Source organism: Streptomyces sp. NPDC032091, assembly GCF_055580265.1.
The window spans coordinates 84,257-99,105 of sequence record NZ_JBVILR010000010.1; the positions used below are offsets into that span (position 1 = coordinate 84,257).

Annotated in this window: 12 protein-coding genes; all 12 read left to right on the forward strand. The window is 69.0% G+C overall.

From position 1 onward, the window contains the following. Positions 1-17: 17 nt before the first annotated feature. The 12 genes from ACZ5NJ_RS18250 to ACZ5NJ_RS18305 all read left to right on the forward strand — a co-directional run bounded on the left by ACZ5NJ_RS18250 (position 18) and on the right by ACZ5NJ_RS18305 (position 14,591). Positions 18-1,664 (forward strand): peptide ABC transporter substrate-binding protein, encoded by a 1,647-nt coding sequence (locus ACZ5NJ_RS18250; RefSeq protein WP_468766048.1) that lies wholly within the window; start codon positions 18-20, stop codon positions 1,662-1,664. A gap of 180 nt (positions 1,665-1,844) precedes the next feature. Further along, entirely contained in the window at positions 1,845-2,768 is a 924-nt protein-coding gene (locus ACZ5NJ_RS18255) for an ABC transporter permease (RefSeq protein WP_468766049.1), read from the forward strand. A 28-nt stretch (positions 2,769-2,796) separates the two neighbouring features. Next, positions 2,797-3,726, forward strand: coding sequence for an ABC transporter permease (locus tag ACZ5NJ_RS18260; protein WP_468766050.1), 930 nt, complete (start codon positions 2,797-2,799; stop codon positions 3,724-3,726). A gap of 18 nt (positions 3,727-3,744) precedes the next feature. Further along, entirely contained in the window at positions 3,745-4,800 is a 1,056-nt protein-coding gene (locus tag ACZ5NJ_RS18265; RefSeq protein WP_468766051.1) for an ABC transporter ATP-binding protein, read from the forward strand. Beyond that, complete coding sequence (locus ACZ5NJ_RS18270; RefSeq protein WP_468766052.1) at positions 4,793-5,938, forward strand: ABC transporter ATP-binding protein; 1,146 nt, start codon at positions 4,793-4,795, stop codon at positions 5,936-5,938. The genes ACZ5NJ_RS18265 and ACZ5NJ_RS18270 overlap by 8 nt, the downstream gene beginning before the upstream one ends. A gap of 230 nt (positions 5,939-6,168) precedes the next feature. Then, the gene (locus ACZ5NJ_RS18275; protein WP_468766053.1) at positions 6,169-7,794 is read left to right on the forward strand and encodes a peptide ABC transporter substrate-binding protein; all 1,626 of its coding nucleotides are present in this window, start codon (positions 6,169-6,171) and stop codon (positions 7,792-7,794) included. A gap of 112 nt (positions 7,795-7,906) precedes the next feature. After that, complete coding sequence (locus ACZ5NJ_RS18280; protein WP_468766054.1) at positions 7,907-8,851, forward strand: GNAT family N-acetyltransferase; 945 nt, start codon at positions 7,907-7,909, stop codon at positions 8,849-8,851. A 106-nt stretch (positions 8,852-8,957) separates the two neighbouring features. Next, a complete protein-coding gene (locus tag ACZ5NJ_RS18285) occupies positions 8,958-10,592 on the forward strand; it encodes a peptide ABC transporter substrate-binding protein (protein ID WP_468766056.1) in 1,635 nt (544 codons plus the stop codon). Between the two features lie 34 nt (positions 10,593-10,626). Then, positions 10,627-11,550, forward strand: a complete 924-nt coding sequence (locus ACZ5NJ_RS18290; RefSeq protein ID WP_468766057.1) for an ABC transporter permease — start codon at positions 10,627-10,629, stop codon at positions 11,548-11,550. Further along, positions 11,543-12,547, forward strand: a complete 1,005-nt coding sequence (locus tag ACZ5NJ_RS18295) for an ABC transporter permease (protein WP_468766058.1) — start codon at positions 11,543-11,545, stop codon at positions 12,545-12,547. Before ACZ5NJ_RS18290 ends, ACZ5NJ_RS18295 begins: the two co-directional genes overlap by 8 nt. Before the next feature lie 15 nt (positions 12,548-12,562). Continuing rightward, positions 12,563-13,537 carry an ABC transporter ATP-binding protein gene (locus ACZ5NJ_RS18300; RefSeq protein ID WP_468766060.1) on the forward strand — a complete coding sequence of 325 codons (975 nt, stop codon included), beginning with the start codon at positions 12,563-12,565 and terminating at the stop codon, positions 13,535-13,537. Continuing rightward, on the forward strand, positions 13,530-14,591 hold the full coding sequence (locus ACZ5NJ_RS18305) for an ABC transporter ATP-binding protein (RefSeq protein ID WP_468766061.1): 1,062 nt from the start codon (positions 13,530-13,532) through the stop codon (positions 14,589-14,591). The genes ACZ5NJ_RS18300 and ACZ5NJ_RS18305 overlap by 8 nt, the downstream gene beginning before the upstream one ends. The last annotated feature ends 258 nt before the right edge of the window (positions 14,592-14,849 follow it).

Consider the following 14,849-nt stretch of genomic DNA (forward strand, 5'->3'; position numbering starts at 1 on the left):
TGAGGAGGCAATTACCCATGCGCGGAGCAACGAGCGCCAAGTGGGTCGTGGGTGCCGTCATCGTGGCGATGGCTGCCACGGCGTGCAGCAGTGGCGACAAGGACACCAAGAGCGACGGCGCCAAGGGCGGCACGTTCCGGATGGGCATCACCGAGCCCACCGCGATCGACCCCTTCAACTCGCAGGAGTCCGAGGGCGCGCTCATCACGCACAACCTCTTCACGGGTCTCTACAGCGCCACGGTCGACGGCAAGCTGAAGCCCGAGCTCGCGGAGTCGGTCCAGACCAGCGACGACGGCAAGACCTGGACCTTCAAGATCAAGCAGGGCACCAAGTTCTCGAACGGCGAGCCCGTCGACGCCGAGGCCTTCGTCCGCGGCTGGACCCGTGTGGTCGCCAAGGACTCCGCCTCCGACGTCGCCTACCCGTTCGCGGGCGTCAACGGCTACAAGGAGCTCAACGGCGGCAGCGCCACCACCTTCGCCGGTGTGACCGCTCCGGACGCCGGCACCCTGAAGGTCGAGCTCTCCGAGGCCGACTTCGAGTTCGACAAGAAGACCGTGCACCAGGCCTTCAGCCCGGTCCCGAAGGCCGCCGGCGCCGCCAGCAACAAGGCGTACAACGACGCGCCGATCGGCAACGGCCCCTTCAAGATGGAGGGTTCGTGGCAGCACAACAAGTCCATCACCCTCGTCCGTAACGACGACTACGGCTTCGAGAAGGCCAAGCTCGCCAAGGTCGAGATCTCGATCCTGAACGCGGCCAACGGCTCCACCCTGGAGTACCAGGGCTTCCAGTCGGGCCAGTTCGACTGGGCCCGTATGCCCACGCCGCAGCAGCCGGTCGCGAAGGCCAAGTACGCGCCGAAGAAGCAGTGGATCGAGGCCGACACCAGCGGTGTCAACTACCTGGTCGCCTTCAACCAGGTCGCCCCGCTGAACAACCCCGACGCGCGCAAGGCGATCTCCTACGCGATCGACCGCGAGGCCATCGCCAAGGGTGTCTTCCAGGGCATGCAGAAGCCCGCCACCTCCGTCCTGCCGCCGTCCTTCGCGGACACCTACCAGGACGGCGTCTGCTCCTCCTGCGTCAAGCAGGACAAGGAGAAGGCCAAGCAGTTCGCCGAGAAGGGCGGCCTGAAGCCGGGCACCGTCCTCGACTTCGGTTACAACACCGGCGCCGGCCACGAAGAGTGGGTCCAGGCCGTCGCGCAGCAGCTGAAGGACGTCCTCGGGCTCGACGTCAAGCTGAACGGCAAGCCGTTCAAGGAGGCCCTGGCGCAGCAGCAGGACAAGGGCACCGGCGGTCTGTGGCGCTCGGCGTGGGGCGCGGACTACCCGACCCCGGACAACTTCCTGTACCCGCTGCTCGACTCCGGTTCGATCAACGAGGACCCGGCGACGGGCAAGGCGGCCGGTGACAACCGCGGCCGTTACAACAACCCGAAGTTCGACGAGCTGATCACCAAGGCCCGTGGCACCAAGGACCCGGCGGCCCGCGCCGCGGTCTACAAGGAGGCCGAGAAGCTCGCGGTCGACGACGAGCAGGGTCTCATCCCGCTGTGGAAGCGCACCCAGTTCCGTCTCGCGGCCACGGACAAGTTCAACAACATCCAGCTGGACTTCTTCGAGGACCCGAACCTCGCTGAGATCTCGGCCAAGTAAGAGCCTCCTCATCAACAGGTAGGCGAAGGTCGTGGGGGCCCGGAGTCACACTTCGGTCCCCACGGCCTTCGCCCAGTCCCGGGCGCACCCCTCAGTCTCGTCGATCCGCGCCCGGATGCGGCCAATCTCCCGATCGGATGATGCCGCCAACCCCCACGCCCGGTATGTGAAGGAGGCATCGTGGGAAGATATGTGATCCGGCGGCTCGGACAGATGGTCGTCGTTCTCTTCGGTGCGACGGTTATTCTCTTCTGCTGTCTTTTCGTGCTCCCCGGCGACCCTGTGGGTTCGCTCGGTGGTGACAAGGCCCGTGACCCGGCCGTCGTCGAAGCGCTCCGCGAGCGCTACGGCCTCAACGACCCGCTGCCCGTGCAGTACGGGCACTTCGTCTCGAACCTCGCGCAGGGTGACCTCGGTGAGGACTACACCCAGCGCCGGCCGGTGACGGAGGTCCTCGGGCCGAAGCTGGCGAACACCGCCGAGCTCGCCCTGGCGGCCATCGTCCTGGACATCCTGATCGGCCTGCTGGCGGGTCTGATCGCCGCGCTGTTCAGATACTCGTTCTGGGACGTGCTGATCACGCTCTTGACCACCATGGCCGTCGGCTTCCCGTCCTTCGTGATCGGCATGGTGCTCCAGAAGGTCTTCGTGGTCCAGCTCGACTGGGTCCCGCTGATCTCCGACGGCACCATGAAGTCGCTGATCCTGCCCGCCTTCACGCTGGCGATCCTCGACGCCGCCCTCGTGGCGCGGCTCATGCGCGGCACCATGCTGGAGGTGCTGCGGGCCGACTACGTCAAGACGGCCGTCGCCAAGGGTCTGCCCCGGCGGACCGTGCTCATCAAGCACGTCATGCGCAACTCGATCATCCCGGTCGTCACGTACCTGGGTATCTCCTTCGGCTCGCTGCTCGGTGGCGCACTGATCACCGAGGCGATCTTCAACTGGGACGGCATCGGGCTCGCCCTGGTCCAGGCGGTCCAGCAGCAGAACAACCCGATCATCATCGGCGTGGTGAGCTTCGGCGTCGCCGTGTTCGTTCTGCTGAACCTCCTCGTCGACCTCTTGTACGCGGTCCTCGACCCGCGCATCCGTCTCGCCTGATTCAGGCAGCCCGTTCTAGGAGTTACCCATGACCGAGCTCACCAAGAGCACATCGGTGGCGGGGGACGCGACCGCACCGGCGCAGGGCGCGAACGCGGAGGCCGAACCGGCCGTCGCCCGCGTGACCCAGTGGGGCGAGATCCGCCACCGCTTCCTCGCCAACAAGCTGGCCGTCGTCGGCCTCGGCCTCGTCCTGCTGCTGTTCCTCACCGCGATCTTCGCTCCGCTGATCGCGCCGCAAGACCCGCTGGCCCAGGACCTGACCAACACCCTTCAGGACCCGGGCAACGGTCACCTGCTGGGCACCGACGCGCTCGGCCGCGACCAGTTCTCCCGCATCATCTACGGCACCCGCATCGCCGTGATCATCGGTCTCGCGTCGATCCTCCTGGCGTGCCTCATCGGCATCGTCATCGGCGCGCTGGCCGGCTACTTCGGCCGCGCCACCGACTCGGTGCTCATGCGCATCGCCGACGTCTTCTTCGCCTTCCCGCTGCTGATCGGCGCCATCGTCATCATCATCGTGATGGGCCGGGGCATCATGCCGGTGATCATCTCGCTGGCGATCTTCTCGTGGCCGACGGTCTCCCGCCTGCTGCGCAGCTCGATCCTGTCGGTCCGCGAGGCCGACTACGTGCTGGCCGCCCGCGCCCTCGGCGCGGACACCCGCCGGATCATCCTGCGGCACATCATCCCCAACTCCATCGCCGCCGTGATGGCCTACGCCGCGTTCAGCGTCGGCGGCGCCATCGTGGCCGAGGCCTCGCTGTCCTTCCTGGGCGTGGGCGTCAGCCCGGAGGTCCCGGAGTGGGGCAACATGCTCGCCGCCGCCAAGGACTTCATGGGGGTCAAGGACTTCCTGTGGACCTACCCCAGCATCGCGATCGTGCTGACGGTCCTTGGCTTCGTATTCGTCGGTGACGGGCTCCGCGACGCCCTCGACCCGAAGCTGCGCTAGAAGGGCGGCACCACCGAAATGACTGCTTCAAGCATCACCGCAGACGCGCCCCGCCAGAAGGGCGGGGACGCCGAGGTGCCCGTTCTCGAAGTGCGCGACCTGCACGTCGAGTTCGCGACCCGCGAAGGCATCGTCAAGGCCGTCAACGGCGTGAACTACAGCGTCTCCTCCGGCGAGACCCTGGCCGTGCTCGGCGAGTCCGGCTCGGGCAAGTCCGTGACCGCGCAGGCGATCATGGGCATCCTCGACTCGCCCCCCGGGCGGGTCGCCAAGGGCGAGATCCTCTTCCGCGGCGAGGACATCCTCAAGCTTCCGGAGAACGAGCGGCGCAAGCTGCGCGGTCCGAAGATGGCGATGATCTTCCAGGACGCGCTGTCCGCGCTGAACCCGGTGTTCTCCGTCGGCAACCAGCTGGGCGAGATGTTCCGCGTCCACCAGGGCATGTCGAAGAAGGACGCCAAGGCCAAGTCCATCGAGCTCATGGACCGGGTGAAGATCCCCGCGGCCAGGAGCCGCGTGGACGACTACCCGCACCAGTTCTCGGGCGGTATGCGCCAGCGCATCATGATCGCGATGGCGCTCGCCCTGGAGCCGGACCTGATCATCGCGGACGAGCCCACCACGGCGCTCGACGTGACGGTCCAGGCCCAGGTCATGGACCTGCTGGCGGACCTGCAGCGCGAGTACAACATGGGTCTGATCCTGATCACGCACGACCTCGGCGTCGTCGCCGACGTCGCGGACAAGATCGCCGTGATGTACGCGGGCCGCATCGTCGAGCAGGCTCCGGTCCACGAGCTGTACTCGCGCCCCGCGCACCCGTACACCCGTGGTCTGCTGGACTCGATCCCGCGCCTGGACCAGAAGGGCCAGGAGCTCTACGCGATCAAGGGTCTGCCGCCCAACCTGCTCAAGGCCCCGTCGGGCTGCGCCTTCAACCCGCGCTGCCCCAAGGCGCAGGACATCTGCCGCACCGACATGCCGGCCCTGCTCCAGGTGACCGAGCAGGACGGCACCGAGCTGGCCGGCCGCGCCAGCGCCTGCCACTTCCGCGAGGAGCAGCTCCATGGCTGAGTTCGACAAGAAGGATGACGCCGTGGACGCCACCCCCGGCATCAGTGAGGTCGAGGTCGTCGAGGCGGCGACCGAGACGGCGGCCGTGGCCGCCATCGAGGCGCCCGTCGAGCGCGGCGAGCCGATCCTGCAGGTGCGCAACCTGGTCAAGCACTTCCCGCTGACCCAGGGCATCCTGTTCAAGAAGCAGATCGGCGCCGTCCGCGCGGTCGACGGGATCTCCTTCGACCTGCACCAGGGCGAGACCCTCGGCATCGTCGGCGAGTCCGGCTGTGGCAAGTCCACCGTCGCCAAGCTGCTGATGCTGCTGGAGACGGCGACGTCCGGCGAGGTCTTCTACAAGGGCCAGGACATCACCAAGCTGTCGGGCAAGGCCCTCAAGGCCGTGCGCCGCAACATCCAGATGGTGTTCCAGGACCCGTACACCTCGCTGAACCCGCGCATGACGGTCGGCGACATCATCGGCGAGCCCTTCGAGATCCACCCCGAGGTGGCCCCGAAGGGTGACCGGCGGCGCAAGGTCCAGGAGCTCCTGGACGTGGTCGGCCTGAACCCGGAGTACATCAACCGCTACCCGCACCAGTTCTCCGGCGGCCAGCGCCAGCGCATCGGCATCGCCCGCGGCCTCGCGCTCCAGCCCGAGATCATCATCTGCGACGAGCCGGTCTCCGCGCTCGACGTGTCGGTGCAGGCGCAGGTCATCAACCTGATGGCGAAGCTGCAGGACGAGTTCAACCTCTCCTACATCTTCATCGCGCACGACCTCTCGATCGTCCGTCACATCTCGGACCGCGTGGGCGTGATGTACCTGGGCAAGATGGCGGAGATCGGCACCGACGCGCAGATCTACGACCACCCGACCCACCCGTACACCCAGGCGCTGCTCTCCGCGGTGCCGGTGCCGGACCCGGCGGCCCGCGAGGGCCGCGAGCGGATCATCCTGACCGGTGACGTCCCGTCGCCGGCCAACCCGCCGTCGGGCTGCCGCTTCCGCACCCGCTGCTGGAAGGCGCAGGACATCTGCTCCACCGAGGTGCCGCTGCTGGCCGTCCCGGAGCGCTTCCAGGGTGAGGACACCCTGGCCGCGCACGAGTCCGCGTGCCACTTCGCCGAGGAGAAGACGGTCCTGCCCGTCTGATCCCCCGCGCGCATCCCACCGGGCACGGCCGTTCGCGGCCGTGCCCGGTCGGCGTTCCCGGGGCCCGGCGGCGTACCCGTACCAGCTCGGTAACGTGACGGCTCAGGTATGTTCTAGGGGTCCGGGCGTCCCCGAGGATGGCCCCATCGAGCTCGCATCTCGGGTCAAGCGCTGTGGGGAGCGTCGGCTCACGAGCACATCGACAGTGACTCCTGAGGAGGCAATTTCCCATGCGTGGAGGAACGCGCGCCCAATGGGCCGTCGGCACCGTCGTGCTGGCGATGGCCATGACGGCCTGCGGCGGCGGGGACGACCCGGCGGCCGGCGGCCGGACGGGCGGCCACATCAGCGTACGGCTGAGCGAACCGCAGCACGGGCTGGTGGGCCAGAACACCGGCGAGTCCGAGGGCGCCGAGGTGCTCCACGCGCTCTTCACCGGCCTGGTCTCGTACGACGACAAGACCAGCGAGCCGAAGCTCGCCGTCGCCGAGTCCGTCGAGACGACGGACTCCAAGACCTGGACGATCAAGCTCAAGGACGGCTTCACCTTCCACAACGGCGAGAAGGTCGACGCGCAGTCGTTCGTCCGCGCCTGGAACTGGGGGGCCAACCAGGAGAACAACGCCGAGGGCATGGGCTTCTTCTCCAAGATCGAGGGCTCCGACGAGCTGGCGCCGGGCAAGGGCAGGACTCCCACGGCCAAGGAACTCAAGGGCCTCAAGATCGTCGACAGCAAGACCTTCGTCGTGACGCTGAAGGCGCCGTTCTCCCAGTTCAAGACCATGCTGGGCTACAACGCCTTCTACCCGCTCCCCAAGGCCTTCGAGGCGGACCCGCAGAAGTTCGGCGAGGCGCCGATCGGCAACGGCCCGTTCCAGATGGACGGCCGGTGGGAGCACAACAAGCAGATCAAGGTCAAGAAGTACGACAAGTACCCCAGCGACGGCCGGGCCAAGCTCGACGGCGTCACGTTCAAGATCTACGACAACCTGGACACCGCCTACGCCGACCTCCAGGCGGGCAAGCTCCAGATAGTCGACAAGCTGCCGGTCACCGCGCTGCCCACCGTCTCCCAGGAGTTCGGCGAACGCTACATCTACAAGCCGGAAGCCTCCATCGGCTACATCGGCCTCCCGCTGGAGGCCAACCCCGAGGCGTTCGGCAAGGCGGACGTCCGCAAGGCGATCTCCATGGCCATCGACCGGGACGCCATCGCCAAGAGCATCTTCAACGGCACCCGCAAGCCGGCCGACGACTTCATCAGCCCCATCGTGCCCGGCTACCGCAAGGGCGCCCTGGGCGAGGCCGGGATCTTCAACCCGGTCAAGGCCAGGGAGCTCTTCCAGCGCGCCGGCGGCATCCCCGGAAACCGGATGGACCTCGGCTACGACGCCGACAGCGACAACAAGGAGTGGATCGAGGCCGTCGCCGCCCAGCTGAAGACGAACCTCGGCATCGACGTCACCCCGAAGCCCTTCCCGAAGATCGGCGACATGCTGAACGAGCTGAAGGCCCAGAAGTTCGAGGGCGCCTTCCGCACGGGCTGGGCCATGGACTACCCGGCCGCCGAGGACTACCTGCGCCCGGTGTTCTCCAAGGAGGCCATCGCCAACGGCTCCAACTTCGGGCACTACAAGAGCGAGGAGTTCGAGGCGGCCCTCGCCGCGGCCGACCGCTCCACCGACCCGGCCGACAGCACGAAGCTCTACCAGAAGGCCGACGACATCGTCATCCGGGACCTCCCGTACATCCCGGTCTTCACGTACATGTCCGCCGCCGCCTACACCAAGGCCGTGACGCACGTCGAGGTCGACGCCCAGGGCCGCATGGACCTCGCCAACGTCCAGCTCACCTGAGGCACCGACCCGCCCCGCCGCCCGCCCCCGACCGCGCCCGCGCGGGCCGGGGGCGGCCCGGTTGCGGGCAAACCGGTTGCGGGCGGCCGCCGCGCCCGCCGAGAGTGGGCCGATGGCCACCGACACGCTGACCGTCCGCCCGGCCGGCCCCGGGGACGCCCGGGACATCTGCGCCCTGCTCAACGCCGTCGACCTCGTCGAGATCGGCCGGCCCGAAACCGACCTCGGCACCGTCGAGGCCGACCTCAACCACCCGGACGTCGACCTCGCCACCGACTCCTGGCTCGCCTTCGAGGGCGGCCGCCTCGTCGCCTACGCCCTCGTCTGGGCCGACTCCGGACCCGGCAGGATCGACGGCGACCACTACGTCCTGCCCGGCCACCACCGGGCCGCGCTGGCACTGCTGCACCGGATGGAGGAGCGGGCCCGCCGGATGGCCTCCGGCACCGGACCGGGCGCCCGCCTGCGCCTCCAGCTCAACGTCCGCCCCACCCTCGACCTCGCCCTCCTCACCGGCCGCGGCTACCGCAGCGTCCGCCGCCACCAGGTGATGACCCGCGCCCTCTCGCCCGCCGCCGACCTGCCGCCCGTCCCGCCCTGCGGGCCGGCCCTGCGCGACTGCGCCGCCGACGAGGCCGACCGGCGCCGTGCCCACGCTCTGGTCGAGGAGACCTTCGCCGCCCACTTCGGGCACGCCCACCGCACGTACGAGGCCTGGCTCGACCACATCGACGGCCGCCGCCTCGACTGGTCCCTGGTGTGGATCGCGAGCCTCCCCGGCCAGGGCGACGCGGCCGTCCTCTTCTCCCGCGACGACCGCACCAGCATGGGCTGGATCAGCCACATCGGCGTACGGAAGGAGGCCCGCGGCCGGGGCATCGGCTCCCACCTCCTGCGCCACGCCTTCGCCGTCTACGCCGCCCGCGGCCGCGACACCCTGGGCCTGGGCGTGGACACCCTCAACGAGACCGGGGCCCTCGCCCTGTACGAGGCGCACGGCATGGCCCTGCACTACGCGGTCGACACCTGGGAGCTCACGTTGCACCCCCAGGGGTGACAGGCGGGGGGCGCGAGGGTGCAAAAGGGCCAACCAGGAGTGAAAGCACCCCTCCATAAGGTGACATTGCCCCTAAGTGAGTCTTGGGACCCCTAGGAGGCAGTCCATGCGCGGAGCCACCCACGCCCAGTGGGCCGCATGTGCGGTGGCCGTCGCCCTCGCGGCGACGGCCTGCGGCGGCGGGAGCGACGGCGGCGGGGGCGGTGGCGGCGCGGCGGGGATCGTCAGCTCCTCCTGGGGTGACCCGCAGAACCCCCTGGAGCCGGCCAACACCAACGAGGTGCAGGGCGGCAAGGTCCTCGACATGCTCTTCCGCGGCCTCAAGCGCTACGACGCCAAGACCGGCGAGGCCCGCAACATGGTCGCCGAGAAGATCGAGACCACCGACAGCCAGAACTTCACCATCACCCTGAAGGACGGCTGGAAGTTCAGCAACGGCGAACCCGTCACCGCCCAGTCCTTCGTCGACGCCTGGAACTACGCGGCGGACGTGCGCAACAAGCAGAACAACGCCACCTTCTTCGCCAGCATCACCGGCTACGAGGACCTGCACCCCGCCTCCGGGGAACCCAAGGCGAAGGCCATGTCCGGACTGGTGGTCAAGGACCCCAAGACCTTCACCGTCGCCCTGAAGTCGAAGTTCTCCACCTGGCCCGAGACCCTCGGCTACCAGGCCTTCTCCCCGCTGCCCAAGGCCTTCTTCACCGACCACTCCGGCTGGCTGAACAAGCCCGTCGGCAACGGCCCGTACACGGTGGACTCCTACACCAAGGGCACCGGCATGAAGCTGCGCAAGTGGGACGACTACCCCGGCGAGGACAAGGCGCTGAACGGCGGCGTGGACCTCAAGGTCTACACCGACAACAACACCGCCTACACCGACCTGATCTCCGGCAACCTCGACCTCGTCGACGACGTCCCCGCCCAGCAGCTCAAGAACGTCAAGAACGACCTCGGCGACCGCTACATCAACCAGCCGGCCCTCATCATCCAGACCCTCACCTTCCCCCTGTACGACCCCCAGTGGGGCAAGGAGGGCATGGACAAGGTCCGCCGCGGCATCTCCATGGCGATCAACCGCGACGAGATCACCCAGCAGATCTTCCGCGAGACCCGCACCCCCGCCAAGGACTGGACCTCGCCCGCCCTCGGCGACAAGGGCGGCTTCGCGTCCACGCTCTGCGGCGACGCCTGCAAGTTCAACCCCGCCGAGGCCAAGAAGCTCATCCAGGAGGCCGGCGGCCTGCCCGGCGGCAAGATGACCCTCACCTCGAACGTGGACACCGGCTCCCACCGCGACTGGATGGACGCCGTCTGCAACAGCATCAACAACGCCCTCGGCGAAGGCCCCGTCTGCACCGTCAACCCCATCGGTACCTTCGCCGACTTCCGCAACCAGCAGAGCGCCTTCAAACTGACCGGCCCCTTCCGCTCCGGCTGGCAGGCCGACTACCCGCTCATCCAGAACTTCCTCCAGCCGCTCTACTACACCGGCGCCTCCTCCAACTACGGGAAGTTCAGCAGCCCGGAGTTCGACAAGGCCATCGACGACGCCAACCAGGAGAGCGACACCGCCAAGGCCATCGGCCGGTTCCAGGACGCCGAGAAGGTCCTCGCCGAACAGATGCCGTCCATCCCCCTCTGGTACCAGAACGGCAGCGCCGGCCACTCCGAGCGGATCTCCGACGTCGCCCTGAACCAGTTCAGCGTCCCCGTCTACAACGAGATCAAGGTCGGCTGACCCCCGCCGCCGCGCCCGACACCCTGGAGCATCCATGGGACGTTATGTGATCCGGCGGCTGCTCCAGATGATCCCCGTGTTCATCGGCAGCACCTTCCTGATCTTCTTCATGGTCTACGCGCTGGGCGACCCGGTGGCGGCCCTCTTCGGGGACAAGGCCCCCGATCCCGCCACCGTCGCCCGCATCCGCAAGGACCTCTACCTCGACCGCCCCCTGTGGGAGCAGTACATCCACTACATGGGGCAGATCTTCAAGGGCGACTTCGGCACGGCCTTCAACGGACAGAAGGTCACCGAGCTGATGGCCACCGCCTTCCCCGTCACCCTCCGCCTGACCTGCGTCGCGATCGCCATCGAGGTCCTCGTCGGCATCACCCTCGGCGTGATCAGCGGACTGCGCCGGGGCAAGGCGATCGACACCGGCCTGCTGGTCGCCACCCTCGTCGTCATCTCCGTGCCCGCCTTCGTCACCGGCTACGTGATCCAGTTCCTCTTCGGAGTGAAGTGGGGCTGGGTCCGGCCCACCGTCTCCTCCGACGCCCCCTTCGGCGAACTGATCCTGCCCGGCATCGTCCTCGCCCTGGTCTCCCTCGCGTACGTCACCCGGCTCTCGCGGACCTCCATCGCCGAGAACGTCAAGGCCGACTACGTCCGCACCGCCGTCGCCAAGGGCCTGCCGCGCCGCCGGGTCATCACCCGCCACCTGCTGCGCAACTCCCTCATCCCGGTCGTCACCTTCATCGGCACCGACATCGGGGCCCTGATGGGCGGCGCCATCATCACCGAGCGGATCTTCAACATCAAGGGCGTCGGCTACCAGCTCTACCAGGGCATCCTGCGCGGCAACTCACCCACCGTCGTGGGCTTCGTGACCATCCTCGTCATCGTCTTCCTCGTGGCGAACCTGCTCGTCGACCTGCTCTACGCGGTCCTGGACCCGAGGATCCGCTATGCCTGAACCCGAGCAGCAGCCGCCCTACGACCCGCTGCAGCCGGGCGCGGGCGAGGCCATCGCCCCGACCGGGCAGGGAGGTGCCATGGACCTCGCGCTGGAGGAGGCCGAAAGCCTGGACAAGCCCCTCGGGCCCGGCCCCGACGGCCCCGGCGAGCGGGTCCGCTCCCTGTGGTCCGATGCCTGGCACCAGCTGCGCCGCAACCCCGTCTTCGTCGTCTCCGCCCTGCTGATCCTCTTCCTGGTCGTCATCTCCCTGTGGCCCCAGCTCATCGCGAGCGGAGACCCGCTCCACTGCGAGCTGTCCAAGTCCCAGCAGGGCCCCGCCCCCGGACACCCCTTCGGCTACGACACCCAGGGCTGCGACGTCTACACCCGCACCGTCTACGGGGCCCGCGCCTCCATCACCGTCGGCATCTGCGCCACCCTGGGCGCCGCCCTCCTCGGATCCGCCCTCGGCGGGCTCGCCGGGTTCTTCGGTGGCTGGGGCGACGCCGTGCTCTCCCGCGTCGCGGACGTCTTCTTCGGGATCCCGGTCGTCCTCGGAGGGCTCGTGTTCCTCTCCGTGGTCACCAGCACCACCGTCTGGCCGGTCGTCGGCTTCATCGTGCTGCTCGGCTGGCCGCAGCTGGCCCGCATCGCCCGCGGCTCGGTGATCACCGCCAAACAGAACGACTACGTCCAGGCCGCCCGGGCCCTCGGCGCCGGCAACGCCCGCATGCTGCTGCGCCACGTCGCGCCCAACGCCGTCGCCCCGGTCATCGTCGTCGCCACCATCGCGCTGGGCACCTACATCTCCCTGGAGGCGACGCTGTCCTTCCTCGGCGTCGGCCTACGCCCGCCCACCGTGTCCTGGGGCATCGACATCTCCAACGCCGCCTCCCAGATCCGCAACGCCCCGCACATGCTGCTCTGGCCCGCGGGCGCGCTGAGCCTGACCGTGCTCGCGTTCATCATGCTCGGCGACGCGGTCCGCGACGCCCTCGACCCCAAGCTGCGCTGAGGAGTGAGCCGCCAGATGCTGCTCGAAGTCCGCGACCTGCACGTGGAGTTCACCACCCGGGACGGGGTCGCGAAGGCCGTCAACGGGGTGAACTACTCGGTGGACGAGGGGGAGACGCTCGCCGTCCTCGGCGAGTCGGGCTCCGGGAAGTCGGTGACGGCCCAGGCCGTGATGGGGATCCTCGACATGCCGCCCGGCCGGATCGCGGGCGGCGAGATCCTCTTCAAGGGCAAGGACCTGCTGAAGATGAAGGAAGAGGAGCGCAGGAGGATCCGCGGCGCCGAAATGGCGATGATCTTCCAGGACGCGCTGTCCTCCCTCAACCCCGTCCTCAGCGTCGGCGCCCAGCTCGGCGAGATGTACGAGGTCCACCGGGGCATGTCCCGCAAGGACTCCCGCGCCAAGGCCGTCGAGCTGATGGACCGGGTGAAGATCCCCGCCGCCCGGCAGCGCGTGGGAGACTACCCGCACCAGTTCTCCGGCGGCATGCGCCAGCGCATCATGATCGCCATGGCGCTGGCGCTGGAGCCCTCGCTGATCATCGCCGACGAACCCACGACCGCCCTCGACGTCACCGTCCAGGCCCAGGTCATGGACCTGCTCGCCGAGCTCCAGCGGGAACTCGACATGGGGCTGATCCTGATCACCCACGACCTCGGCGTCGTCGCCGACGTCGCCGACAAGATCGCCGTCATGTACGCGGGCCGGATCGTCGAGTCCGCCCCCGTCCACGCCGTCTACAAGTCGCCCGCCCACCCCTACACCCGGGGCCTGCTGGAGTCGATCCCGCGCCTGGACCAGAAGGGCCAGGAGCTGTACGCCATCAAGGGCCTGCCCCCGAACCTGCTGGCCATCCCGCCCGGCTGCGCCTTCAACCCGCGCTGCCCGATGGCCCGGCCCGTCTGCCGCACCGAGGTCCCTCCGCTCGCCGAGGTCGCCCCGGACCGGGCCAGCGCCTGCTTCTTCTGGAAGGAGTGCCTCGGTGGCTGAGCCCCTCCTGGAGGTCCGCGACCTCGTCAAGCACTACCCCCTCACCCAGGGCGTCCTCTTCAAGAGGCAGATCGGCGCGGTCAAGGCCGTCGACGGGGTCTCCTTCGCCCTCGCGGCCGGCGAGACCCTCGGCATCGTCGGCGAGTCCGGCTGCGGGAAGTCCACCGTCGCCAAGATGCTGGTCCACCTGGAACGCCCGACCGCCGGGTCGATCTCGTACAAGGGCGAGGACATCACCAAGCTGTCGGGCAAGGCCCTCAAGGCCGTCCGCCGCAACATCCAGATGGTGTTCCAGGACCCGTACACCTCGCTGAACCCGCGCATGACGGTCGGCGACATCATCGGCGAGCCGTACGAGATCCACCCCGAGGCGGCCCCGAAGGGCGACCGGCGGCGCAAGGTCCAGGAGCTCCTGGACGTGGTCGGCCTGAACCCCGAGTACATCAACCGCTACCCGCACCAGTTCTCCGGCGGCCAGCGCCAGCGCATCGGCATCGCCCGCGGCCTTGCGCTGCGGCCGGAGGTGATCGTCGCGGACGAGCCGGTCTCCGCCCTCGACGTCTCCGTCCAGGCCCAGGTGGTCAACCTCCTCGCCCGCCTCCAGGCCGACTTCGGCCTCTCCTACGTCTTCATCGCGCACGACCTCTCGATCGTCCGGCACATCTCCGACCGGGTCGGGGTCATGTACCTCGGCCGGATCGTGGAGACCGGCACGGACACCCAGATCTACGAACACCCCACCCACCCCTACACCCAGGCCCTGCTCTCCGCCGTCCCGGTGCCCGACCCCGACGCCCGCGCCCACCGGGACCGGATCCTGCTCTCCGGTGATGTGCCCTCCCCGGCCAACCCGCCCTCGGGCTGCCGCTTCCGCACCCGCTGCTGGAAGGCCGAATCCCGCTGCGCCACGGAGGTGCCGCCGCTGACCGTCCCACCGGTCTTCCCCTCGGGGCCCGCGGCCCACCCGTCGGCCTGCCACTTCGCCGCGGAACGGCAGGTGGTCCCCGCGCCCGGGGAACTGCCGCCCCCGCCGGCCCCGCTGAGGGGGGAGTAGGGCACGGCCGCAAGGCGCCGGGGGCCCCTCCCGGGACCGATCATTTCCGGCCACCCCGCATAGTCCGCCCACGGGGTGCCCCTCCGGGTCCAACCGACTTGCCGGGCGGGCGACTTGACCGATTCTGCCCCGAGTTCCGGTCCCGGCCGGCCGGGCCGGATACGGCCGTACGGGCCGCGGCGGCCGGATGGGCGGGCGCGCGGGCCGCCCGTCCGGCCTTTCCACGCCCCCCGGCGTGCGCGGGATGCGCCCCTCGTG

Excerpts from the sequence above, each read along its gene's own strand:
- ACZ5NJ_RS18250 (WP_468766048.1), top strand. The coding sequence starts at position 18 with ATGCGCGGAGCAACGAGCGCCAAGTGGGTCGTGGGTGCCGTCATCGTG.
- ACZ5NJ_RS18260 (WP_468766050.1), top strand. The coding sequence starts at position 2,797 with ATGACCGAGCTCACCAAGAGCACATCGGTGGCGGGGGACGCGACCGCA.
- ACZ5NJ_RS18265 (WP_468766051.1), top strand. The coding sequence starts at position 3,745 with ATGACTGCTTCAAGCATCACCGCAGACGCGCCCCGCCAGAAGGGCGGG.
- ACZ5NJ_RS18270 (WP_468766052.1), top strand. The coding sequence starts at position 4,793 with ATGGCTGAGTTCGACAAGAAGGATGACGCCGTGGACGCCACCCCCGGC.
- ACZ5NJ_RS18275 (WP_468766053.1), top strand. The coding sequence starts at position 6,169 with ATGCGTGGAGGAACGCGCGCCCAATGGGCCGTCGGCACCGTCGTGCTG.
- ACZ5NJ_RS18280 (WP_468766054.1), top strand. The coding sequence starts at position 7,907 with ATGGCCACCGACACGCTGACCGTCCGCCCGGCCGGCCCCGGGGACGCC.
- ACZ5NJ_RS18285 (WP_468766056.1), top strand. The coding sequence starts at position 8,958 with ATGCGCGGAGCCACCCACGCCCAGTGGGCCGCATGTGCGGTGGCCGTC.
- ACZ5NJ_RS18290 (WP_468766057.1), top strand. The coding sequence starts at position 10,627 with ATGGGACGTTATGTGATCCGGCGGCTGCTCCAGATGATCCCCGTGTTC.
- ACZ5NJ_RS18295 (WP_468766058.1), top strand. The coding sequence starts at position 11,543 with ATGCCTGAACCCGAGCAGCAGCCGCCCTACGACCCGCTGCAGCCGGGC.
- ACZ5NJ_RS18300 (WP_468766060.1), top strand. The coding sequence starts at position 12,563 with ATGCTGCTCGAAGTCCGCGACCTGCACGTGGAGTTCACCACCCGGGAC.